This is a genomic window from Streptomyces sp. NPDC005955 (genome assembly GCF_042871255.1).
Classification (GTDB): Bacteria; Actinomycetota; Actinomycetes; order Streptomycetales; family Streptomycetaceae; genus Streptomyces.
Map to the genome: position 1 here is coordinate 16,867 of NZ_JBIAIF010000011.1, position 22,004 is coordinate 38,870.

Sequence of the window (22,004 nt, forward strand, 5' to 3'; positions counted from 1 at the left end):
AGTACATGAATACTTCCAGGGCTACCCGCTCACCGTGAGCGTCGACTCTCGGCGTAGCGCGCTTCGTCCGCCCTTCTCGTCATGCGCGGACGCCTACGTCTCAGAGCCTTTTGCCATGAATGGAGATGTCGTGACGCTTGAGGAATTCGAGCAGATCCTGACGCGTGTCGTCCACGGCGACAACGCGTCCCCCGAGAAGGAGATCAGGCTTCCCGGCGAGGCACTCGACCGGTCCTTCGACGATTTGGACGTGGACTCGCTGGCACGGGCCGAGTTGATGACGGTGATCAGCGACACCTACCAGGTCGAGATCGGCGACGACGAGGCCGGCAACCTCACCACCCCGCGTTCGGTGATGGAATTCGTGGCCGCAGCCCGCGGCCAGGGCTCCGCATGATCGTCGAAGCCGTGCGCCCGTGCAGCATCGTCTCCACGGGTTCCTACCGACCGGCGGCGGTGGACTCCCAGCAGGTGGCCCAGCGCCTGGGGGTGACACGCGAGTGGGTTCTGTCACGGACGGGCGTGGAGTCCCGGTGCGTGGCCGGGCCGGACGAGTCGCTGACCCTCATGGCCACCCGTGCCGGGCGAGCGGCGCTGGCCACGGCGGAGTTGCCGTTCGACTCGGTGGACGTGGTGCTGGTGGCGACGTCGTCCAATCTCCAGTTGTGCCCGGCCATCGCCCCGCAGGTGGCCTCGGCCCTGGGGTTGCAGGTGGCCGCGTTCGACGTGAGCATCGCCTGCGCGGGGTTCTGCACCGCCCTGCACGTGGCCCGTTCGCTGATCGGCGCGGGCGGCTGCGACACCGTCCTGGTGATCGGTGCGGACCGCATGCTGGACATGGTCGACCAGGACGATCCCGTCACCGCTCCGCTGTTCGCCGACGGAGCCGGCGCGGTGGTCCTCCGGGTCACGGAGGGGACTTCCGGGGTGGGCCCGGTGGTGTGGGGTTCGTCCGGGCAGCGGGCGGCGGCGCTGGAAGTGCGTCCGCACCCTCGTGAGCTGGACATCGCCGCGCGGGTGCATCCGCGGCTGCACATGGACGGCCTGGCGGTGACGCGCTGGGCCTGTTCCACCGTTCCCACCGCGGTACGGGAGATCCTGGCGATCAGCGGCATCGCCTGGGACGACGTGGCTGCGTTCATCCCCCACCAGGCCAATTGGCGGATGATCCAACGGGTCGTCGCCAAGCTCGACGTGCCGGAGAAGGTCGTGGTGGCCGACGACGGTCGTGCCACCGGAAACACCAGTGCCGCGTCGGTGCCGCTCGCCCTGGACCACCTGCTGGCTTCGGGCCGGATCCACAGCGGTCAGTGGGCGGTGCTGGTCGGATACGGCGCGGGCTTGGCCTACGCCGGGCAAGCCGTTCGGATTCCCTGAACGCGCCGACGGACGCACCCGAACCGAGGGAAGGAAGAGGTTCCTCATGCTGAGCCGGATCGAACACGGAGAACGGCACGGACCGCTTCCACCCGGTCCGCGCATGCCCCGGCCCGTACAGACCCTCGTCTTCACCTGGTGGCGACACCAATGGGCCAAGAAGCTGCGTGAACGCTACGGCGATGTCGTCGCACTGAAGGTCTTTCCCTGGCGCACCGTGATCCTGGTGATGAACAACGAACACGTCGGTGCCATGTTCGCCGCACCACCATCCCTCTTCCACGTCGGTGAGGGAAACAGAGTGTTGGCACCGGTGTTCGGTGAACGGTCGCTCCTCACCTCCGACGGCGATCAGCACCGGCGGCTGCGGAGACTGATGACCCCGCTGTTCGGGAAGTCCGCCGTTCGTGGGTACCGGAGCGCGATCCGGGAGATGGCGGAGAGCGAACTGGAGCGCTGGCCCGTCGGGGTGCCCTTCACCAGCCTCGACAGAATGCGCACGCTGAACCTGGACATCATCTGGCGAATCATCTTCGGCCCCGAACAGGACGCACGGCTCGCGCAGACGCGTGCTCTCGTGGGCCTGCTCCCGGTAGGGCAACTCGCCGTGCTGTTCGGGCTGAACAGCACGGCCGCGCGCCGCGTGATGCCGTGGAAGCGCGCCGCGGCGCAACTGGCACGGGTCGACTCCCTCATCCACGAGACGATCGCCGAGCGCAGGGAAGCGCCCGATCTCCACGCACGCGAGGACATGCTCTCGCGTCTGATCACCGCGGGCGAGGAGGGCGAGCGGCTCAGCGACGGCGAGATCCGCGACCAGATCATCACCCTGCTCCTGGCGGGCCACGAACCCACGGCCACGACCCTGGCGTGGGCCCTGCACGAGCTGGCCCGCGATCCTCGGGTCGCGCGCGAGACCGCGCGGGCGGCACGGGCGGGCGACTTCGCCTACCTGGAAGCGGTGGTGAAGGAGTCCATGCGGCGACGTCCGGCGATCTTCGAGTCGATCTGGACGCTCACCGAGGACGTCACGCTGGCGGGGTTCCGACTGCCCGGGGGAGCCACCCTGATGCCGCTGATCGGGATCGTCCACATGGATGCGGCGCACTACCCGGACGCGGAGGTCTTCCGCCCCGAGCGCTTCGTCGACGACGACGTTCCGCCGCACGCCTTCATCCCCTTCGGTGGTGGCGCACGGCGCTGCATCGGGGCGCACCTGTCCCTGATCCAGTCCGTCGAGGTGCTGCGGGCGCTGTTCTCCACCCGCGCCGTCAGCACCGACCGGTCGGACCCGGAGGCTGCTGTTCTCAACAGCGTGACCATGGCGCCCGCCGGTGCTGCCCGGATCACCACGGAGCGGCTTCCCGGGTGCCCTGCCCGGGAGGGAAAGGACTGACATGAAACTGCGTTCCGTCGCAACGGAACTTCCCTCTCGCGAGGTCACCAACGCGGACGTCACCCGGCTGATCCAGCAACACAGCGCGGAGAGCTTCGCGGGGGACCTCGATCACACGCTCCGCAGGATCACCGCGTTCCTGCGGTACTCGGGCTCGGTCACGCGGTACTGGCTCGACGCCGGGGAACGTCCCATCGATCTGCTGCGCACCGCGGCGAACTCCGCGCTGGCGAAGGCGGACGTCGCCGCGGGGGAGGTCGACGTGCTGATCTACACCGGGGTGGCCCGGGGGTTCCTCGAACCGGCGGGCGCCTACCACTCGGCCGCGGCGATCGGTCTGGACAACGCCCAGTGCTTCGACATCCTCGACGCGTGCATGAGCTGGACGCGAGCGGTGCAGCTCGCCGACGCGCTCTTCCGGACCGGGGAGTACCGCACGGCGATGATCGTCAACGCGGAGTTCAACCTCCGCGCCGGGGGCCCGGTCTATCCGCGGACGTTCCGGTTGGAGAACGTCGAGCACCTGCAATCGACGCTGCCCGTCTACACGCTCGGCGAGGCCGCCACCGCCACCGTGCTCACCTCGGAGGAGGCCGAACCCTGGCGGTTCCGCTTCATCTCCCGGCCGGATCTCGCCCCGCTGTGCAACGTCACCCTTGAGGGCTACGAAGGCTACTGCGAGCCGTCCGACAAGATCGCCCGCAACGGGGTCGGCACCTTCACCTCCTTCGGTTTCGACATGCACGCGGCCGGCAAGCCCGAGGCGGACAAGGTCTTCAGACGACTCGATCCCCCGGTCCACGAGGTCGCGGCGCTCTTCACCCACGCGTCCAGCAAACGCGAGTGGCAGGCCGGCGCGGACCGACTGGGGCTCGGCTCGGTGATCCATCACGTCTACGACCGGATGGGCAACGTGGTCTCCGCTTCGGTCCCCGCGGCCATCGACTCCGCCGTCCAAGCCGGCAGGCTCCGGCCCGGACAGCGCGCGGTCGGCTGGGTCGGCAGCGCCGGGATGTCCTTCGGCGCCTTCACCTTCGTCCTCTGATCTCCGGCAGGGAGGAACATGCTGCGGCACCTCGTCAAAGCCGTCTTCGGCATCGTGCGGGAGGCGACCGGGTACGCGCGCACCGCCCTGGTGGAGCGCGACGTCACGACCCGTGATCGGCGCCGGGCCGAGGCCGTCCTGGGATTCCTGCTCCACATGGGCCCGATCTACATCAAGCTCGGCCAGGTCGCGGCCACCCGATCGGATCTGCTCGGCCCGGACTGGGTGAACACGTTGCGCACCCTCCAGGACCGGACCCCCCACATGTCCCGGTCGGACACACGGCGCGCGGTCGAACGGGAGCTGGGCGGCCCGTTGGAATCCGTCTTCCCGACCTTCGACCTGGAGCCCGTGGCCAGCGCGTCGGTGGCGCAGGTCCATGTCGCCGAACTGCCCGACGGGCGGAAGGTCGCGGTGAAACTGGTCAAGGACGGTGTTCCGGGAGAGATCGAGAAGTCCCTGCGTGCCATGTCCACGCTGCTGCGGCTGGTCGACCGCTGCTCGTCACGGGCTCGACAGCTGGACGTGTCCCGGCGCTTCGACGAGGTGGCCCGGCTGCTGCGGCCCCAGGCCGACATGGAGCAGGAGGCCCGCCAGCAGCAGCGCATCGGCGACAACTTCTCCGGCCACGCCTACGTGCGCGTGCCCGCCGTGCAGCACGAGTTGGTCACCCCGCGGATGTTGGTCATGGAGTTCGTCGACGGCATCCCGGGGAAGGACGCTGACCGGGTCGGCATCTCCCGTCGGCAACTCGCCCAGCGCATGCAGGACACCGTCAACACCATGCTGTACCTGCACGGGCTCAGCCACGGCGATCCCCATCCGGGGAACGTGATGTTCACCCCCGCCGGGGAGATCGTCCTCCTCGACTTCGGCGTCACCGCGGAACTGAGCGAGGACGAGAAGTGGGGCCTGTCCTCCTTCTACTACGCCTGCATCCGCAAGGAGTGGCAGGTGGCGACCGAGCGCTTCACCCGCTTCTTCGTCCACGCCGGCCCCGAACTGATCGCCCGGCGGGCCGAGTACGACACGGACATGACGCGCACGCTCACCTTCCACTTCGACATCAGCTCCAACCGGTGGTCCACCGTCTCCTACTTCAACGACGTGAACGAGGTGCTGCGGAAGTACTCCTCCCGTTACACGGCCAACTTCACCAAGGTGGAGCTGGTGTTCCTGTCGGGAGAGGGATTCGCCTCGCAGGTCGACCCCGAGATCGACATCTGGGCCAACGCGCGCAAGTTCACCGACCGTTACTCGCCCTACATGAGCGCGGAGGTGGAGGCCCGCTTCCAGGACGTCTTCTCCCAGCAGATGCCCACCTCGCTCCAGTTGCGCGAACGCGCGGCCGGGGTGCTGGTGGCTCCCACGCACATCGACCGGTACTTCTTCCCCAGCGTCTTCCCGGTCTTCGTCCACCGGGCGTCGGGCGGACGGGTGAGCGACTTCGACGGCAACGAGTACCTCGATCTGTGCGGCGGGTACGGTCCCCACCTCCTCGGCTACGGCCACCCGGCCGTCAGGGCAGCCCTCGTCGAGGGGATCGAAGGGGGACTGGTCAACGGCATGGGTCACCCGCGCGAGGTCGAACTGGCGGAACTCCTCGTCGACGCGTTCCCGGCGGCCGAGCGGGCCCTGCTGTGCAACTCGGGAACCGAAGCCGTCCTGTTCGCCGTCCGGATGTGCCGCGGGCAGCGCCGGCGCCACAAGGTGGCGAAGTTCGAGGGCCACTACCACGGCTTCTCCGACCAGGGGATGGTCAGCTCGTGGTTCCGGTTCGCCGGCGACCGGGACGCCCCCGAGCCCATCGCGGGCTCGTTGGGCTCCGACCCCGCAACGGTGCACGACACCCTCGTGCTCCAGTACGGCGACGTCGCCGGCCTCGACCGGCTCCGCGAGCACGCCGACGACCTGGCCTGCGTCATCGTCGAACCCATGCCCACGTCGGTGGTCGCCCTCAACACCCCGTTCCTCGCAGCGCTGCGCCGCGCGTGCACCGAACTCGGCGTCCCGCTGGTCTTCGACGAGGTCGTCAGCGGCTTCCGGGTCGCCTACGGAGGCGTCCAGGTGATGACCGGCATCGAACCGGACCTCACCTGCCTGGGCAAGGTCATCGGCGGCGGACTGCCCTGCGGCGCGGTCGTGGGGCGCGCCGGGCTGATCGGCATGGCCAAGAGCTCCCAGGACCCCTTCTCCGACTACGAGAACCGGATCTTCGCCGGCGGCACGCTCAGCGGGAACTCACTCACCTGCGCCGCCGGCGTCGCCGTCCTCCGCCACCTCAAGGCGCACCCCGAGCTGTACCGACAACTCGACGACCACACCCGGCGACTCGCCGCCCTGCTGAGCCGGGCCGCCCACGACCGCGGCATCGCCTGCCGGGTCAAGGCCCGCAACTCCATCTTCTCCGTCACCTTCAGCCACAACGGACCGGAGCTGTACCGGGACCGGATGACGGGAAGCAACTTCAAGGCCACCATTGCCCTGGCGTACTACATGCGCAAGCACGGCGTGTACCTACCCGAGCTCCACAGCTTCCTGATCAGCGCCGCCCACACCCTCGACGACCTCGACGAGATCGCGCACGCCTTCGCGAAGAGCCTCGACGAGATGCTCGCCGACCACCTCTTCGTCACCTGACGGGGCGGACGGGGCGGACGGGGCGGGCGGGGCGGACGTTCGACGGTACTGTGCACCGGCGCACTGGCCTGCCGCGCTCCCCACCAACTGAGCCTAATTGCACGACGGTTCCGGCCCCACTGCGGTGGGAACCCGCCCGCGGAGCCCGTCGACGATGAGGTCGAGCCCGAACGCGAAGCGGTCGTCGAAGTTGACGATCTCCTCGACGGGCGTGGCGAAGAGTTGGGGGTACGTCGTGCGCCCCGTGGCGAAGTCGAGCCCGTCGAGGGCGCCTGCGCTCGAACCCTGCTGTTCCAGGGCTTCGCCCAGGACGTAGCAGAAGACCGTGGAGGTCGCCCAGAGAGCCGCGGTGCCGTCGAGTCCGGCCCGCCGCATGACGCCGACGAAGCGTTCCGCGTAGGCCAGTGTGTTCCGCTTCGACGTGTAGCTGCCGCCGACGATCTTGGCACCGTCGCGCTGCGCCAGAAGGGCTCGCCTCAGCTGTCCGGCGAGGAGGGCGACCTCGGCCGTCCAGCAGTCTCCGTGACGGTCCGGCAGGGCTTCGCCCAGGATCGCTTCCGCCATCTCGTCGAGGAGCGCCTGTTTGTTGCTGAAAACACGGTAGATGGCGGGGAGTTGGAGCCTCAGGGCGTCCGCCAGGCGCCTCATGGTGAGTGCTTCGAGGCCGTCGCTGTCGACGATGTGCCGCGCCGCGGCGACCAGGGCACGGGCACGGTCGGCGGGTGGTGGAGCGCTGGTGGGGCCGGGCGGGGGCCCTTGGCGAGCAGTCGACATGTTAACGATGTTATGGACTTCGGGGGTGGCGCGCACGTGGCCGTCCCCGGTCCGGCCGTCCCGACGATCGGGCCGGTCGGGTCGCCGCGACGGAGCGCCGAGCGCCTCACTCCGAGCGGACGCCCCGGGAACGGTCGGTCCCCACCCGATGCCGGGAGTAGTCGTCGAGGGAAACCGCATGGGACAGCCGGACCTGGTTCCGCAGGAGGAGCGCCTTGCCGGGGAGGTGACTGACCAGGCGCGTCACTCCGTTGCGCAGGGCGATGCCGTGCGACGTCTCGGGCGTCATCACCCTGCCCTGACCGGGGGCCGCCCGCTGGATCCGCTCGACCCAGGGACGCAGTACGGCTTCGTACCGACCGAAGGCCCCCGTGACGTCGTCCGGCGTGCGGGCCAGTTCACCGGCGAGGACGTACGCGCCGACCATCGCGATGCTCGTGCCGTGGCCGGACAGGGGCGAAGCGCAGGAGGCCGCGTCCCCCAGGAGCCCGACGCGTCCGGTCGACCACGCGGGGAGTTTCACCTGGCTACAGGTGTCGAAGTAGAAGTCGGGGGCCGTGTCGATCTGCGACAGCAGGGCCGCGGCCTCCCACCCCATGCCGTACCCCCGGGCCCGGACCATCCGCTTCTGCGCGTCCACGTCGCGCCAGTCGTACGCGGGGGGTCCCGCACGGAAGGTGAGGAAGGCCATCGTCTTGGTGCTCCCGAGGATGGACCGCATGCCGATCGACCTGCCCGGCTCGCTGTAGACGACGGTCCAGTCCTTCAGGTCCAGGTGGTTGCGGGCGGTCCAGAAGGACACGTACGTCCCGAGGTGCCGCACGTGCCGGACCTCGGGGCCGAACAGCATCTCCCGCAGTTCCGAGTGCAGACCGTCGGCTCCGACCACGAGGTCGAACGATTCGACGGACGCCGACGCGAACTCGACCCGGACCTTGGCCCCTTCGTCGCGCACCGAGGTGATCCGGTCGCCGAACCGGTAGTCGACGCGGTCCTCCGACCGTTCGTGGAGCACGCGCGACAGGCTGCCGCGCAGGATCTCGATCTCGGCGACCGGCCCGTCGCCACCGAACCGGTCGGACCTGAGCGTCCCCCGCGCACGCCCGCGACGGTCGACGAAGGAAAGGCCGAAGTTGTCCTCGCTCGCGGCCCGGACGTCGGCGTCGATGCCCATCCGCCGGATCACTTCGCGCGAGACCCCGCGCAGGTCGACCAGTTGGCCGCCCGTGCGCAGTTCGGGCCACCGCTCCACCACGGTGACCTCGGCACCGTACTCGGCCAGCCATAACGCCAGTGCGGGGCCGGCGATGCTTGCGCCGGAGATCAGAACCTTGAGCCGCTGCATCAGTTCCCTCACTTCACGGTCGAAACGATCATCATCCGGTAACACCGTTATCGCCACTCTATTGTTAACAGCGTTATCACGTCAATGGAGACGACCGTTCGATCCCGCGACGGCTGCACCGCGGGCGGTGGCCGGTGGCCGGTTCAGCCCGCCCGTACGGTTTCCCGGTAGCGGCGCGGGGCCATGCCCGTGGTGCGCTTGAAGGCGTTGCTGAAGGCGCTCTCCGAGCTGTAGCCCAAGGAAGAGGCGATGGCCGACACGGGGGTGTCCTCACGCCACAGGGCGTGCCGCGCCAGGCGCATCCGCCAGGCCCGCAGATAGGTCAGGGGCGGAACGCCCACGACCTCCTTGAAGCGCAGGGTGAAGCTGGTGCGGGACATGGCCGCGGCACGGGCGAGTTCGGCCAGGGTCCAGGGGCGGGCCGGGTTCCCGTGCATGAGGCGCAGGGCGGGGGCGACGCGGTCGTCGGCGAGGGCGCGCAGCCAACCCGTCGGGGGGACGTCGGCGTTGGCACGGGTCAGGAAGATGCGCAGGACCTGCACGAGGAGCAGGTGGGCGAGGTGCTCTGCCGCGAAGGCGGCTCCCGGGGCGTCCGACCGGGTCTCGCGCAACGTCTGGTTCATCAGCCAGCAGGCGGTGGGGGCCTCGGCCGTGGTGGCGCGGGCGTGTATCAACGGCGGGAGCGCGCTCAGGAGCAGGTCCTTGCCGGTGGTGTTGAGGTCGATGTGGCCGCCGATGACGACGGCCTCCCGGCCTTCGCCCCCGACGTGCAGGAAGGTCTCGGTGGTCGCCCGGAGCAGGGGGAGCACGTCGGCCGGCGGCACCGCCGGGTCGCTCGCCAGGGTGTAGCGACGGTCTCCGGTGAAGACGGTGACGTCGCCCGCCTCCAGACGGACGGGCTGGTCGACGCCCTCCATCAGCAGCCAGACGACGCCCTGGAGCACGACTTGGACCTTGAGGCGGCCCGGCGCCGGGAAGGCCAGGGCCCAGTCCCCCGCGGCGGTGAGGCCACGGGACAGGGCGCAGTGCGCGCCGGTGAGTTCGAGGGTCTCGGCGAGGGGGTCGCGCACGGTTGCGGACCTGGATGGGGGCGCGGACAGCGATGCGGCCATGTGCGGACTTTCGCGCAAGTAGCACGAACGGACAAGCATTCACCTGACGCCACTCGAACACCACGATGAGTGACAGGAGGTCGCCCCGAGCAGGGTCGGCGCCCCGGATCGCGGCCGCTGGCCAAGCGGCCGGTTCCTCAGTCTCAGGAGGTCGTACGCATGGGCGGATTCCAGGACCGTGTCAAGTTCCACCCGGACGAGGTAGTGCTGGCCCCGGCGGAGGAGCAGACCCTCGCCGAACTCGCGGACCAGGGCCAGAGCCAGGTGACCGAGTCGGCGGACGAGAGCTGACGCGGTCCACCAACCAGCAGGTTCGCGGGCCGCGGCGGGCCGTACCCGCCGCGGCCCGCAGCCACTCAGCAGACGGGATGAACCGTGACCACCCCTGCGTACACCGTGGCTCCCCAATCGGGTGAGCGGAGCCTGCCCCTGGGCGAGGCGTTCGACCGCGCGCGGTCCGCCGTCGCCGCCCTCTCGGTGGAGGCCGATCTGGAACCCGTCCTCGACGGCAGCCCCGGCACCTGGCGGTGCATCCTGCGCCGCGACGGCGAGGACGTCCGCACCGGGCTCGGGCTGGGCAAGGGGAGCCGGGACGAGGCCCGGACGGGAGCCCTGTTCGAGGCGCTGGAGCACTACCTCTGCGGTGTGGACGGACTGAACCCGGCGGAGATCCGGCTGGAGCGCGGCCACGTCCTCGCCGAGGGCCCGTTGTCCCGCGACATCGCCGTCGAGCTGCTGGGACGGGCTCCGGACCAGTCGCTGGGATGTCTGCCGTACCGGTCGCTCGTCGGTGAACCGGACGCTCTCGTCCCCCTCTTCCTCTCCATGCCCGAGTACCTGGGGGCGGCCGGAGCGCGGGCCCGCCGGGTGGCCGGGGACGGCTACGACTACCGTGCGGTCGGCCGCTACTCGGTCAACAACGGCTGGGCCGCCGGCGCGGACCCGGTGGAGGCCGCCGTGCACGCGATCAACGAGTTGCTGGAGCGGGACGCGCTCTCCCTGCTGCTGATCGGCCAGTTCCTCCGCGAACGTCCCGAGCGGCTGGCCGTCGTGGACCCGGCGACGCTGCCGGACGAGGTGGCCGCGCTCCTCGCCTTCGCCGAGGGGCGCACGGGTCGTCGGGTCCACCTGATCGACATGACCAGCGACCTCGGTGTCCCGGCGTACACGGCCTACCTGCCCGCCCCGCACGGGCAGCCGGCCCGGATCTGCGGGTGGGGAGCCTCGCTGTCGCGGCGGTACGCCGTCACCCGGGCCGTGACCGAACTCGTCCAGCTCCACAGCACGATGCACCTGCGCGAGCAGTACGCCCACCTGTTGCCCGAGCAGCGCGACGACACCGGGCCGTACCCGGGGCTGCACGCCTGCTACCTGTCGGACTTCACGACCGCCCTGGCGTCGGCCGAACCCAGGGCGTACGAGGACACGGTCGCTCCGGACACGCCCCGGGGCCACCTCGACCGGCTGCTGACCGTCCTACGGAACCACGGCTTCGCCGTCTACCGACGTGACCACTACGTCACGGCGGACCTCGCCGTCGTCAACGTGTTCGTGCCGGGACTGGAACGGTTCATGCTCGTCGCCGACGGGCAGGTCGTCGTCCCCGGTGCCCGCGGGATGGCGGCCCGCGGACGTGGCTGAAGGACGATGGCGCCCGCTCGCCCTCACCGACGCACCCCCGGTGGCGGCGCTGATCGCCCTGTGCGAGGCGGCCGACGGGACCGGGGCGGCTGTTCGGGGCGCGGAAGGCGTCCACGAGGACCTGATCGCCCCGGGCCTCGACCTGAACGGCGGCACCACGTCCCTCTGGCGCGGCGGTGCGCCGGTCGCCTACGCGACCACGCGCACCCAAGAACACGCCGGTCCCGTCCACCGACTGGCCCTGGACATCGCGGTGCACCCCGCGCACCGCACTCCGTCGACGGTCCGTCAGATCCTGCGCTGGTGCGGTGACACCGGTGTCCGGCGCCACCGCGAGCTGCACGACGGCACCCTGCTGGAACTCCACGTCTGTACCCACCACGGCCAAGCGTGGCTCGCCGAGGCGTTGGACACCGCGGGGTACCGGCGCGAGCGCAGTCACTGGGGCATGCGGCTGGACCTGGGCGCCCAACGGCCCGTCTGCGCACCGGCGGTGCCGATCGGCACCGAGATCGTGTCGTTCGACGATGCGTTCGACGCACGGCTCCTCGCGGCCCGCAACCTGATCTTCGCCGACCACTGGGGCAGCGCCCCGATGACGGCGCGGACGTGGCGCCATACGATCACCGGGGGCCCGTACTTCAGGCCCGCGTCCTCGTTCCTCCTCCTCTCGCAGCACGAGCGGGAGATCCTCTGCTACTTGCTCTGCACCGAGCTGACGGACTCCCCCACCGACCGCGAGCTCTACCTCGCCAACGCCGGTACGCAGCCCGCGCTGCACGGCAGGGGTCTGTACCGCGCCGTCTTCACCCACACCCTCGCCCGGGCGCGGGAGCAGGGCTACCGGTGGGCCGTCCTGGACGTCGACTCGACGAACCCCATGGCGGCCGGCGGCTTCTACGAGCGCATGGGACTGCGGAGGTTCCGCACCTGGACGACCCATGTGCACGCACCGTCCACGACGACACCGCCCACACGGAGGAAGCGGGCGCCCTCGCCCTAGCGCACCGTCGTCAAGGCCGGCCGTCGGTCGGTTCGGCGATGGCGGCACGCGTTTCGTCGGCCTGTTGCTGGATGTGCTGCTGGACGTGGGCGGGGACGCCTTGGTGGTGGAAGTGGGCGGTGAGGTCGGTCAGGACGGCTTCGGCTCGGTCGAGGTCGCCGGCTTTGGCGTGGACGCCCGCGAGGCGGCGCATGGCGGCGTTGAGGGTGAGGTTGTCCAGGCCGGTCGACTCGTTGGTGCGGGAGGTGTCGACGGCGTCGGTGAGTTCGGCGACGGCGGTGGCGATGTCGGGCTGGCGGACGGTGAGGCGGCCGTCGGTGATGCTCTGGAAGTGGCGTCCGGCGTTGGCGCCGTGGGCGAGGCGGGCGTGGGCGGCGAGCGGGTGGTCGCCGTGGCGTTCGATGAGTTCCCGGAGGGCGTCGTTGCCGGCGGTGAGGGTGGGGGTGTCGGAGCCGAGGAGGGTGAGGAGGGCGCCCTGTTCGTCGCCGAGGAGGAGTTCGCCGGCTTCCTGGTCGGTGCGGTCGAGGGGGAGACGGACCCGGAGGGTGCGGGTCGGGGAGACGAGGCGGGTGCCGTCGAGGGCGGTGTGGACGGCGGTGACCCGGTAGAGGCCGGGGTCGGCGAAGGTGAGGCCGTCGGCGCCGTAGCCGAGGTAGACCGTCTCGTACACCGCGGGCTGGGCGGCGGTGAGGGTGAGGGTCTGCTCGGCGGCGCCGTGGCCGTGGCAGGCGCGGACCATGGGGCGGAACGGGGTGGTGCGGCCTCGGGGGTCGGTGACCAGGACGACGGTCCGCTCACCGCCCGGACCGATGTGCCGGGCGGCGGTCACCTCGTCGCGTGCGCCGGTGAGGGCGAGCTTCAGCTCGGTGGTGACCGGCTCGCCGTAGCCGAACACCTGCTTTCCGCCGAGGGTCAGCACCAGCCCGGAGCCGTCGTCCCGCAGAGGTGTCTGGGCCGTGGCGAGGGCCTCGTCGGGCAGGAGCGCGCCGTTGGTCTGGAAGGCGGAACCTCCCGGCACGACGTGCCGGTAGTGGCCGTGCCGCAGGTGGCGCAGTTCGTCAGTGGAGAAGTGGAAGGGGAAGTCCTGCCAGAAGTGTTCTTCGCCTTGCCGGCCGGCTCCGTCGTCGTATCCCCAGGGGTAGTTCATCCAGGACAGTTCGCCGTAGCCCTGGTTGGGGCCCAGGGGGGACGGGGGGTCGTTGATGTCCTTGCGCCAGGAGTGGGACAGGTTGAAGGCGTGGCCGATCTCGTGGACGTAGGTGAGGAGTTCGTAGCCGGTGCCCAGCGCCTGGTGGTCGCGCAGGGCCTTGTAGAGGATGACCAGGCCGTTACGGCCCCGAAACTGTGTGTCGAACATGATCCCGAAGGCGTCTGTGGAGCTGTAGGAGGCGATGAACGCCCAGAGTTTCCACTGGGGGCCGGTGCCGCGGAGGCTGTAGTTCGCCCTCATCGCCGCGTACAGCTCGGACGCCGACCACCGCAGGTCCGTGCCGGAGCTGTCGGCGATGGTGTTGGCGGTGCCGGCGGCCCGGATCTCTACCCCTGCCTCGGCGTAGGCGGAGGTGACGCTCAGCGCCCGGTTGCGGTAGCCGGGCGGCACCGGCGCCCGGGTGGTGTCGTAGCTCTGGAAGACCTCCACCCCCTCGATCACGTCGGTCTCCAGCTCCAGCGTCCGCAGCGCCGTGCTGGCCTGCGCGCAGGCGAACTGGAGCGGGCCGGTGCCGTCCGGCTTGGTGAGGGAGAGGGCGGCGGCGGTGGGCGTGGCCGTGGCGGGGACGCGGGGGACGGTGAGGGCGAGGGTGGTCTGGGCGACGCTGCCGGCCCAGACAAGGCCGGTCTGGGTCAGGGTGTACCGGTCGCCGTGCTGTTCGACGGTCAGGGCGTCGGTGCTGCGGAACGAGCTGTAGTAGGAGCCGTCCGGGTTGAACAGGTCGCCGCTGACCATGCCCAGGGCCCGGCTGCCCTCCAGGTCCACGCGCAGCTCCGCGCGCTGGCCGGTGCCGGAGTCGTTCTTCCAGGTGCCCGTCACCGTCCGGTAGGGGGTCCGGTACGGCTCGGGCAGCGCGGCCAGGCCCGGTATCCCGAGTTCGTGCAGCTTCGCGGCGGAGCCGACCGGTCCGGTCCGCCAGTTCAGTAAGAGCCCCTGGCCGTCCTTGACCAGCAGGCTCTGCCGGGTCCCGTCGGTGGCCGGCTTGTAGGCGATCACCTGGTCGAGATCGGCGCGGAAGCCCTCCGGCAGCCGGGCCCAGCCGGCGCAGCCCGACGCGTCCGGCCCCTCGGTGATCAGCGCGTTGCGCACCACCCCGCCGGTCCAGTGCAGGGTCAGCACCCGCGGGCCCTTGAAGAAGTACGTCTGCCAGTTCCCGTCCGCCGCGTTCGGTGCCTGGAGCAGGGCGTCGACCTGGGAACGGAAGAACTCGGGCAGCGCGGTGCCCCAGTTGTAGAAGGCGTCCCACCGGCCCTCGCTGAGCTGCCCCCGGTCCCAGTTGTAGAACAGGATGCTGTTGCCCCGGACGAACAGCGTCGCCCACGACCCGCGATCCAGCGGTGTCATCACCACCGCCTCGCTCGACTTCCGGTACGCCTCCGGCACCCCCTGGAAGTGGGTCACCACCGTGGTCAGCGGCCCCGAGGAGACCAGCGACTGCCCGTTGACCAGAGCGGCCTCCTCCCCCCGGCGGAACAACGCCTTCCACTCTTCTCCCGGGTACGCCACCGCCCACACGAAGCCCGTCGTCTTGTACCGCATGAACGCCATGAGCCATCCCCTCCCCAAGCGCCGCGGAACCTCGTCGCCCGCGGCCCAGGGGCGAGTCTGACAGTGGTAAACCCCCAGCTCACAGACCGCAAAACGAAGTTGACCGATCACCGGTACCGCACCGGCACCACCCCGAACGTGCATACGATGTCGACCACCCGTCCACCCGGTCCGGTATGACGAGACGACCCGTTTCTTGCGGGTCTGTCCCGGAACCCGCCCTGCCGGAGTCTCGCACTCGACCCAGACGTCGAAACAGTGATCGATGAGAACGGGCCAACGGCGTTGTACGCAGCATCCCGCCGGTCCGGCCGGGGCTTCTTCCGTCGTTGTGCAGGCCAGCCACGCCGGCGGGACTGCAAGCCGTGTGGATCACGAAGGAGCGCGCCCGCGTCGGTGAGTCGAAGACCGCGAGGAGGGCCTTCCAGGGGTCCGAAGTCCGCGCCCGTGCGTGGCGGGCGGCGTTCCCGTAGCGGCGCCCGTGGCCTACGCCGTGGTGCAGGATGCCCGGCCGGATGAGGAAGAGCGGGGCGAGGGACTCACGTCGCGGCGATGAAGGTCCAGCCGGTTTCGAAGGCTGCTCCCCGGCTGAGGGCGATCCGGGTGCCGGAGGCGACAGGGGTCGCGTCGACGGGGCCGTGTTCGAGGATGCGCAAGCGGGTGCCCTGGGAGCCGGTGGGGTGCGGCTGGGCGGGCTTCGCCGGGTCGAAGGTGCTGCCGGTGAAGCCAGGGTAGCCCATGGCCCACAGTTGCCGGCGCCCTGCCGGCTGGCTGTGGCCGGCTTCCGCGCGGGGTTGCTGGGTGATCGTGCGGTCCGGCTGGACGGCGAGGGCCAGGCCGCTGTGGACGTTGATGATGCGGAAGAACGTGTAGACGCCGCTGTCGTGGTCGACTTCGAGGCGCCACCGCTGGTTCGCACCGTTGTTGCGGGTGTGGATGATCGGGGCGGTGCCGGGTGCGGTGGACGAACGCGGTATGTCCCACACCAGCGTGGGATGGGACGCCAGGGCGATGTAGAGCTCGCCGTCCGGCGCCTGGTGCGTCTCGTTGATGTCTCGGAACTCTGCCATGCACTCCCCCTGCTTCGTCTACGGCCCGCCACCGGGACGGGACCGTCATCGACCCTCGCCAGGGCCGGACTCAAGGACACGTCCCGCCACACAGTAGGGAGCCCGAGTGACCCTTCACAGAACGCCAATCCGGCCACCCGGCCCGCCCCGCGGCGGGAACGGCGCTGCCGGCACCGGTCGCCGTGGGGCGGCCGGCGCCCGGACGGCGGGGACCACGGACCCGCGTGAGCCGGATGCTGCTGACGGTCGGTCCGTTGTGCCAGTCCTTCGGTCCCGGGACGAATGACCCGTCAGGTCTTGTCCGATGGTGGCGGCGAGCCGGAAGTCCGGTGGCCGCAGGTTCGGGGAAACCGTGCGTGAGCTGCCCGCTCCGCTCCTACGCTGTGCTGGATCAGGGAGAGACCGGCGAGGGGGATGCTCATGGAGATCGGCTTGGCCGAAGCAGTAGCCGCGGTGCGTGAGGAACTTCGCAGGGCCGCCGAGCAGGGGGCCGACGAGGGGCTGAAGTTCGGTGTGGGTCCGGTGCAGATGGAGTTCGAGGTCGAGTTGCGTGCCGACGCCCGGGCCAAGGGTGGGTTCCGGGTCTGGGCCGTCAGCGCAGAGACGGAGGCCGGTGTGGTCCGCGGCCGTACCCACCGGGTCTCCTTCACGCTGACGCCCTGTCTTGAGGGGGCGCAGCACGGTGTCCTGATTGCGGCCGGACAGGACTCGCCCTTCGGTGCCGGCGACGTGAGCGGCACCGTCGAGTAGCGTGCGCCGACTCAGGTCCCGGCGGGGCCGGAACCGGGGCGTGCCGGCCGTGTGGGGAGCACGGCCCGTCGCGTCACATCATGAAGATCCGCGGGTGGGTGGGGGGAACCATGGACCGCGACCGTGTGGTGATGGTCGGGGCGGGAGCGGCTGCCGGGTCGGGCTATGTCGTCGGCCCGCGGCTGGTCCTCACGTCGGCGCACGTCGTGGGCCCGGTGGGTACGGGCGTGCAACTCCTGCATCCGGGGCGGGCGCCGGTCTACCGGGCAGCCGTCGTGTGGAGCGGTAGCCCGGGCGGGTCGGACGACGCGGCTCTCGTCCAGGTGGACGACCCGGGCTGGCAGGCGCCCGCGGGCCGTGCTGAGCCCTGGGGTCGGCTCGGCACCTGGACCCCCCGGCAACCGTGCCAGACCTGGGGTGTTCCGAAGGTGTCCGAGATCGTGTCGAGAAGTGTCCCGGAGCGGCCGGCCACCCCGGAACTGAAGCAGTTGAGCGGCTGGATCGATCCGGGCAGCGGCCTGGTGCACAACCGCCTGGTGATGGCCCTGGAACAGACCCCGCCGACCTGGACCCCCACGACGAGGGCCGGCTCGCCGTGGTCCGGGCTGTCGGGTGCCGCCCTGCTCTGCGGCGGGCGGATCGTCGGCGTGATGGCCGACGACCCGGCCCACTCGGCGTACGGGACGCTGGAGGCCGTACGCGTGTCGGTACTCCACCGCGACGTCTCCTTCCGCACCGCCCTGACGACGTACGGCGCCGACTCGGCGGTGTTGGAGACCGACACGTACCGCGAGGTGGCCGCGCCCTCCGCCGTGCTTCCACCGGGCCCCGGCAGGGCGCCGCTCGCGCCGGCGGCGCTGTTGGATCCCGACCGTCAGGTGGTCGGGTTCCACGGCCGCCGGGAACTGCTGCGCCGCCTCACGACATGGTGCACCCAGGACGGTCCGGGCGCCTGGCTGGTGCACGGCCCGGGCGGTCAAGGCAAGACACGGCTCGCACACCAGTTGCGGAGCGAGCTGGAGCGCACGCCCTGGCACGGTCCGTACGGGCCGCCGCTTCCGTGGCGGGTGCTCTGGCCCCTGTTCGAGGCCCGGCCCGAGGACCTGGACGGGCTGCGGCACGCGGTCGACCCGCTGCTGGTGGTGCTGGACATGGCCGAGATCAGAGTCCCGCAGCTCGACGCCCTGCTGAACGCTGCCGTCGACCCGCACCGCGCGGCACCGTTCAAGATCCTGCTGCTCGCGCGCAGCGGCGGCGAGTGGTGGCACAGTGTCCGGCGCGGCCCGCAGACGGGGAAGCGCCTGCTCGCGGACGCCGAAGTCACCGACCTGCCGCCGCTGTTCCCCCACCCGGCCGCCCGCGAGCACGTCTACCGCGAGGCGGTCCGGTCCTTCGCAGCCGCCCTGTCCACGGTCGTACCGCAGCCCCGTCACGACTGGGCGGAGCTGGCGGCCGTGCTGCAGCCCCCGGTGTTGCGTGGAGGCGACTGGAGCAATGTGCTCACCCTCCACATGACGGCCCTCGCGGACCTGCTCGACGCGGCGTCCGAGCGCGACCGGCCCGCGGGGACGGAGGACCGGCAATCACCGGACGCAGTGGACCGGCAGCCGCTCGACGCGGAGGACCGGCTGCTGGAGCACCAGAAGTGGTACTGGGACCAGAGCGCGGCCGCCCACGGCCTCGACCCGCTGCTCTTCCCGGACGGCCGGCAGGACGCCATGGCACTCGCCGTGTTGGTGGAGCCGACCGACGACGACCAGGCCGTCGCACTGCTCGCCCGCCTGCCCGCGCTGGAAGAAGCGGCCCACCCCGTTCGGCTGCAGGCCGCCCGATGGATCGGGGCACAGTGTCCCGGAGCCCCCGGCCACCCGTGGGGTGCGCTGCAACCGGACCGGCTGGCCGAACGCTTCGCAGGGCGCCGTCTGCTGTCCCACCCGCGGCTGGCGACCGCCGTCATCGGGAGCCCCGACCTCACCGACGCCCAGGCCGCCCGTCTGCTGGCCGTCCTCGCGCGGGCAGCCGCCCACCCTCCGCTGCGCGAGCCCCTCGGTCCGGTCGTGACCCGGACCTGCCGGGCGGTCCTGCCGCAGCTGGCGCTGCCCGCCATGGACGCCGCCCTCATGGTGGAGGACCCCGCGCCGCTGCTCGCCGCGCTCTCCGCGCACGCGGCGGAGCCGAGGACGGCCGTCACCGAACTGGAACGCCTGGCCGACCACATCCCGCACTCCACCTACCACCTCTCGGAGTTCGGCGTTCACCTGCTGGAGCGGATCACCGAGCTGCGCACCGGGGCCGAGGACACCGGAGGGGGCTCCGCCGCACCGCTCGCCCTCCGGGTGCGCCGCCTGTTGCGGCCCCGGGCCGCCGTGCGGGAACAACACGACCGCAACCGGCGCACCCTGGAACTCGCCCGGCGGCTGCGCCAACTCGCCAAGAGCCAGTCGGAAGTGGGACTGCGGGCCGAAGGGCTCACCTCCGCGCGGCGGGCGGTCGCGCTGCTGCGCCCGCTCGCCGGCACCGGCGGCCCGGAGGGAGCCGCGGCGGAGCTGGCCGCCGCCCTGAACAACCTGGCGTCCTGCCTGATCGACCTGGAGATGCGGGCCGAGGCCCTCGCCGAGGCCGACGAGGGCGTGCGGATCGGCCGGGCCGTGGCCGATGCCGAGGGCCCCGTCCCCGTGGACCTGAGCCTGCACGGTCCCCGGACCCGACTGGCCCGCCTCCTGCAGACCCTGGCCGTCGCGGAGTCCGCGCTGGGGCGCCCGGAGCAAGCGGCCACGACCTCCGCGGCCACGGTCCGGATCCTCCGCGAGCTGGTGGACCTGGGAGCCGAGGAGGCGGACGACCTGCTCGCGCGGAACCTGGCGAACCTCTCCAACTACCTCTCCGAGCAGGGGCGCTACGCCGAGGCGTTGGAGAGCGTCGAGGAGGCGGTCCGGATCACCGAACGGCTCGCCGAGGACCGTCCGGACGCCTTCCGGGTGAACCTGGCCAGCTGCACCGGTGTCCGCTCCCAGCGACTGGCCGAGCTGGGCCGGGTGGAAGAGTCGCTCGCCGAGGCCCGTCGCAGCTTGGCCATGCGCAGGCGGCTGGCCCGCGAACGGCCCAGAGCACACGGCCACGCACTGGTGAGCGGACTCAACAGCCTCGCCATGCAGCTCGGCAACACCGGCCTCCACGAAGAGGAGGGCACGACGTACCGCGAGGCGGCCGAACTGTGCGAGCAGCTGACCTCCGAAGAGCCGGGCCTCTTCCGGGACCTGCAGGCCACGGTCCTCAACAACCAGGCCCAGCAACTCAAGGAAAGCGGTGATGCGGAGAGCGCGATCGCGGCGGCCCGCAAGGCCGTCGACCTCTACCACGCCCTGGAAGCGGAGCACCCCACCGCCCACCGGGCCGACATCGCCATGAGTCTCGGTGTCCTGGCCGGCACCCTGGCGGCCGGCGGGTACCAAGAGGAGTCCCTGGCCGGACACCTCGCCGCAGCCGACGCGTTCCGCAGCCTGGCCGCCGGCGGGTCGGTGGCGGCGAAGGAACGGCTCGCGCAATGCCTCAACAACCTGGCGATCCAGCAGGATTGCGCCGGGTACGGCGAGGAGGCACTGGCGACCGTACGGGAGGCGATCGCCCTCCAGCAGCCGCTGGCACAGGAGTTGCCGGACGCGCACCTACCGAACCTCTCCCTCTACACGATGCACGAGGCGGTCTGTCTCCACAAACTCGGACGCTCGGCCGAATCCGTCGCGGCCCTGCGCCGGGCGACGGACCTCGACGAGGAACTGACCGCGCGGTCCCCCACCCGGTACGCAGGGCAACTCGCCGACCGGCTCGTCCTCCTCGGCGGTCTCGCCACGGCGGCCAACCTCAGGCCGCAGGCACTGAGCGCCCTGGACCGGGCCCTGACGATCCGCAGGAACCGTGCCGAAGCGGACGGTGTCGACCACGACCCTCGGCGCGCGCAACTGCTGGACGTCCACGCGAGCAATCTGCTGGGCGGCGCTCGCTTCCAGGAGTCCGTCACCGCTACGGAAGAGACGGTCGTGATCCGGCGGGGACTCGTCACACGGTCCGATTCACCCGCGAACCGCCTGGAGCTCGCCTGGGCACTGACGACACTCGGACTGCGCCGGTTCACCGCCGGGCTCCGGGTGGAGGCGCTCGCACCGCTGGAGGAAGCCGCACACGGTCTGCGGCAACTGGCACGGCAGCCGGGCGCGGCCGAGGAGGCCGTGCAGGGCATCGCCCGTACGCCGGAGTCCTCCTCCTTCGTCAGCCTCGCGTGGGGGCAGGAGAGTATGACGGGTGCGCTGGGCACGGCCCTGCTCATGGCGGCACCCGCCCAGATGTGTCTCGGCCGGGAAACGGCGGCCCGGGCCACCGCCGAGGAAGCCGTGGCCGTCTTCGAGCGCCTCCCGCCCACCCATGCGCTCCGGGCCCTCCACCACGCGACCGCGATGGGCGCACTGGGCGTGATCCGGAGCGAGACGGGCGACCCGGCCGACGGTCTGCCCGACCTCGATCGGGCCGTCGAACTCGTCCGCCCTGCCGCACGGGACGGCGACGTGGCCGCCCGCCAGGCCCTCGGTCACCAGCTCACCGCTTCTGGCGGCCTGCTCCGGCGGATCCCCGGGCGGCTCCCGGAAGCCACCGCGCGCCTGGAGGAAGCCGTCGCCATCGCCACCCGCCTCACAGAGGAGGACACCACATCTCATGAGCCGGACCTGCTGCGCGCCCGGGCCGAGTTGGGCATCGCCCTCGCCAGGTCCGGCCGGCGCGACGAGGCACTCCGGCTGACCCGCGAGGTCGTGGCCCGGACGCGGACCCTGACGGCCTCCGCAGCGACAGCCCGGGCCCTGGACCTCGGCACAGCCCTCCACGCGTTCGCCTCCGCCCGACTCCGCACCGGGACGCAGCACGCCACAGCGGAACACACCGAGGCGGTGGCCCGTGCCCGGGAATCGGTGGACCTCCTGTCCCGGCTCGCCGAACGAGAGCCGGGCCTTCTGCTCCGCACCCTGCCGGAAGCCATGCAGACGCTTCATGACCTCGACGTCCAGCGCAGGTAGCCCCAGGCACGAAGTCGTGGCGATCATCGG

At 71.2% G+C, this 22,004-nt stretch carries 15 protein-coding genes; 10 read left to right on the forward strand and 5 right to left on the reverse strand.

Going from position 1 to position 22,004, the window contains the following annotated elements; all coding sequences use genetic code 11:
* The first annotated feature begins 130 nt into the window (after window positions 1–130).
* The 5 genes from ACFYOU_RS24225 (at window position 131) to ACFYOU_RS24245 (ending at window position 6,458) form a co-directional block, all read left to right on the forward strand.
* On the forward strand, window positions 131–397 hold the full coding sequence (locus ACFYOU_RS24225) for a phosphopantetheine-binding protein (RefSeq protein ID WP_391308400.1): 267 nt from the start codon (window positions 131–133) through the stop codon (window positions 395–397).
* On the forward strand, window positions 394–1,377 hold the full coding sequence (locus tag ACFYOU_RS24230; RefSeq protein ID WP_391308402.1) for a beta-ketoacyl-ACP synthase 3: 984 nt from the start codon (window positions 394–396) through the stop codon (window positions 1,375–1,377). Before ACFYOU_RS24225 ends, ACFYOU_RS24230 begins: the two co-directional genes overlap by 4 nt.
* Window positions 1,378–1,480: 103 nt before the next feature.
* On the forward strand, window positions 1,481–2,773 hold the full coding sequence (locus tag ACFYOU_RS24235) for a cytochrome P450 (protein ID WP_391308409.1): 1,293 nt from the start codon (window positions 1,481–1,483) through the stop codon (window positions 2,771–2,773).
* 1 nt (window position 2,774) lies between these two features.
* Complete coding sequence (locus ACFYOU_RS24240; RefSeq protein WP_391308411.1) at window positions 2,775–3,818, forward strand: 3-oxoacyl-[acyl-carrier-protein] synthase III C-terminal domain-containing protein; 1,044 nt, start codon at window positions 2,775–2,777, stop codon at window positions 3,816–3,818.
* A gap of 18 nt (window positions 3,819–3,836) precedes the next feature.
* Window positions 3,837–6,458 carry an aminotransferase class III-fold pyridoxal phosphate-dependent enzyme gene (locus tag ACFYOU_RS24245; protein WP_391308413.1) on the forward strand — a complete coding sequence of 874 codons (2,622 nt, stop codon included), beginning with the start codon at window positions 3,837–3,839 and terminating at the stop codon, window positions 6,456–6,458.
* A gap of 93 nt (window positions 6,459–6,551) precedes the next feature.
* Here ACFYOU_RS24245 and ACFYOU_RS24250 read toward each other — a convergent pair whose 3' ends face one another.
* From ACFYOU_RS24250 to ACFYOU_RS24260, 3 genes are all read right to left on the reverse strand, one after another.
* Window positions 6,552–7,232: a TetR/AcrR family transcriptional regulator C-terminal domain-containing protein gene (locus ACFYOU_RS24250; protein ID WP_391308415.1), complete on the reverse strand. Its 681-nt coding sequence runs from the start codon at window positions 7,230–7,232 to the stop codon at window positions 6,552–6,554.
* A 106-nt stretch (window positions 7,233–7,338) separates the two neighbouring features.
* Window positions 7,339–8,577 carry an FAD-dependent monooxygenase gene (locus tag ACFYOU_RS24255; protein WP_391308417.1) on the reverse strand — a complete coding sequence of 413 codons (1,239 nt, stop codon included), beginning with the start codon at window positions 8,575–8,577 and terminating at the stop codon, window positions 7,339–7,341.
* A gap of 143 nt (window positions 8,578–8,720) precedes the next feature.
* Entirely contained in the window at window positions 8,721–9,689 is a 969-nt protein-coding gene (locus ACFYOU_RS24260) for a cupin domain-containing protein (protein WP_391308419.1), read from the reverse strand.
* 159 nt (window positions 9,690–9,848) lie between these two features.
* On the opposite strand from ACFYOU_RS24260, the gene ACFYOU_RS24265 reads away from it, so the two are divergent.
* The 3 genes from ACFYOU_RS24265 to ACFYOU_RS24275 all read left to right on the forward strand — a co-directional run bounded on the left by ACFYOU_RS24265 (window position 9,849) and on the right by ACFYOU_RS24275 (window position 12,333).
* Window positions 9,849–9,980: a hypothetical protein gene (locus ACFYOU_RS24265; protein WP_389774392.1), complete on the forward strand. Its 132-nt coding sequence runs from the start codon at window positions 9,849–9,851 to the stop codon at window positions 9,978–9,980.
* An 84-nt stretch (window positions 9,981–10,064) separates the two neighbouring features.
* Window positions 10,065–11,330 carry a YcaO-like family protein gene (locus ACFYOU_RS24270; protein ID WP_391308422.1) on the forward strand — a complete coding sequence of 422 codons (1,266 nt, stop codon included), beginning with the start codon at window positions 10,065–10,067 and terminating at the stop codon, window positions 11,328–11,330.
* Entirely contained in the window at window positions 11,323–12,333 is a 1,011-nt protein-coding gene (locus tag ACFYOU_RS24275) for a GNAT family N-acetyltransferase (RefSeq protein ID WP_391308423.1), read from the forward strand. The genes ACFYOU_RS24270 and ACFYOU_RS24275 overlap by 8 nt, the downstream gene beginning before the upstream one ends.
* A 10-nt stretch (window positions 12,334–12,343) precedes the next feature.
* On the opposite strand, the gene ACFYOU_RS24280 is transcribed toward ACFYOU_RS24275, so the two are convergent.
* Together ACFYOU_RS24280 and ACFYOU_RS24285 are read right to left on the reverse strand one after the other, a co-directional pair.
* Window positions 12,344–15,091 carry a hypothetical protein gene (locus ACFYOU_RS24280; RefSeq protein WP_391308425.1) on the reverse strand — a complete coding sequence of 916 codons (2,748 nt, stop codon included), beginning with the start codon at window positions 15,089–15,091 and terminating at the stop codon, window positions 12,344–12,346.
* A 539-nt stretch (window positions 15,092–15,630) separates the two neighbouring features.
* Window positions 15,631–16,161 carry an RICIN domain-containing protein gene (locus tag ACFYOU_RS24285; RefSeq protein WP_391308426.1) on the reverse strand — a complete coding sequence of 177 codons (531 nt, stop codon included), beginning with the start codon at window positions 16,159–16,161 and terminating at the stop codon, window positions 15,631–15,633.
* A 420-nt stretch (window positions 16,162–16,581) separates the two neighbouring features.
* Between ACFYOU_RS24285 and ACFYOU_RS24290 the strand changes: the two genes are divergently transcribed.
* Both ACFYOU_RS24290 and ACFYOU_RS24295 read left to right on the forward strand, forming a co-directional pair.
* Complete coding sequence (locus ACFYOU_RS24290) at window positions 16,582–16,911, forward strand: trypco2 family protein (protein WP_391308428.1); 330 nt, start codon at window positions 16,582–16,584, stop codon at window positions 16,909–16,911.
* 110 nt (window positions 16,912–17,021) lie between these two features.
* A complete protein-coding gene (locus ACFYOU_RS24295; RefSeq protein WP_391308430.1) occupies window positions 17,022–21,974 on the forward strand; it encodes a hypothetical protein in 4,953 nt (1,650 codons plus the stop codon).
* Window positions 21,975–22,004: the final 30 nt, after the last annotated feature.

Bases quoted from the DNA above. Each gene is read 5' to 3' on its own strand.
- ACFYOU_RS24245 (WP_391308413.1), top strand. From the start codon at position 3,837: ATGCTGCGGCACCTCGTCAAAGCCGTCTTCGGCATCGTGCGGGAGGCG.
- ACFYOU_RS24280 (WP_391308425.1), bottom strand. From the start codon at position 15,091: ATGGCGTTCATGCGGTACAAGACGACGGGCTTCGTGTGGGCGGTGGCG.
- ACFYOU_RS24230 (WP_391308402.1), top strand. From the start codon at position 394: ATGATCGTCGAAGCCGTGCGCCCGTGCAGCATCGTCTCCACGGGTTCC.
- ACFYOU_RS24255 (WP_391308417.1), bottom strand. From the start codon at position 8,577: ATGCAGCGGCTCAAGGTTCTGATCTCCGGCGCAAGCATCGCCGGCCCC.
- ACFYOU_RS24260 (WP_391308419.1), bottom strand. From the start codon at position 9,689: ATGGCCGCATCGCTGTCCGCGCCCCCATCCAGGTCCGCAACCGTGCGC.
- ACFYOU_RS24250 (WP_391308415.1), bottom strand. From the start codon at position 7,232: ATGTCGACTGCTCGCCAAGGGCCCCCGCCCGGCCCCACCAGCGCTCCA.
- ACFYOU_RS24235 (WP_391308409.1), top strand. From the start codon at position 1,481: ATGCCCCGGCCCGTACAGACCCTCGTCTTCACCTGGTGGCGACACCAA.
- ACFYOU_RS24265 (WP_389774392.1), top strand. From the start codon at position 9,849: ATGGGCGGATTCCAGGACCGTGTCAAGTTCCACCCGGACGAGGTAGTG.
- ACFYOU_RS24290 (WP_391308428.1), top strand. From the start codon at position 16,582: ATGGAGATCGGCTTGGCCGAAGCAGTAGCCGCGGTGCGTGAGGAACTT.
- ACFYOU_RS24295 (WP_391308430.1), top strand. From the start codon at position 17,022: ATGGACCGCGACCGTGTGGTGATGGTCGGGGCGGGAGCGGCTGCCGGG.
- ACFYOU_RS24240 (WP_391308411.1), top strand. From the start codon at position 2,775: ATGAAACTGCGTTCCGTCGCAACGGAACTTCCCTCTCGCGAGGTCACC.
- ACFYOU_RS24285 (WP_391308426.1), bottom strand. From the start codon at position 16,161: ATGGCAGAGTTCCGAGACATCAACGAGACGCACCAGGCGCCGGACGGC.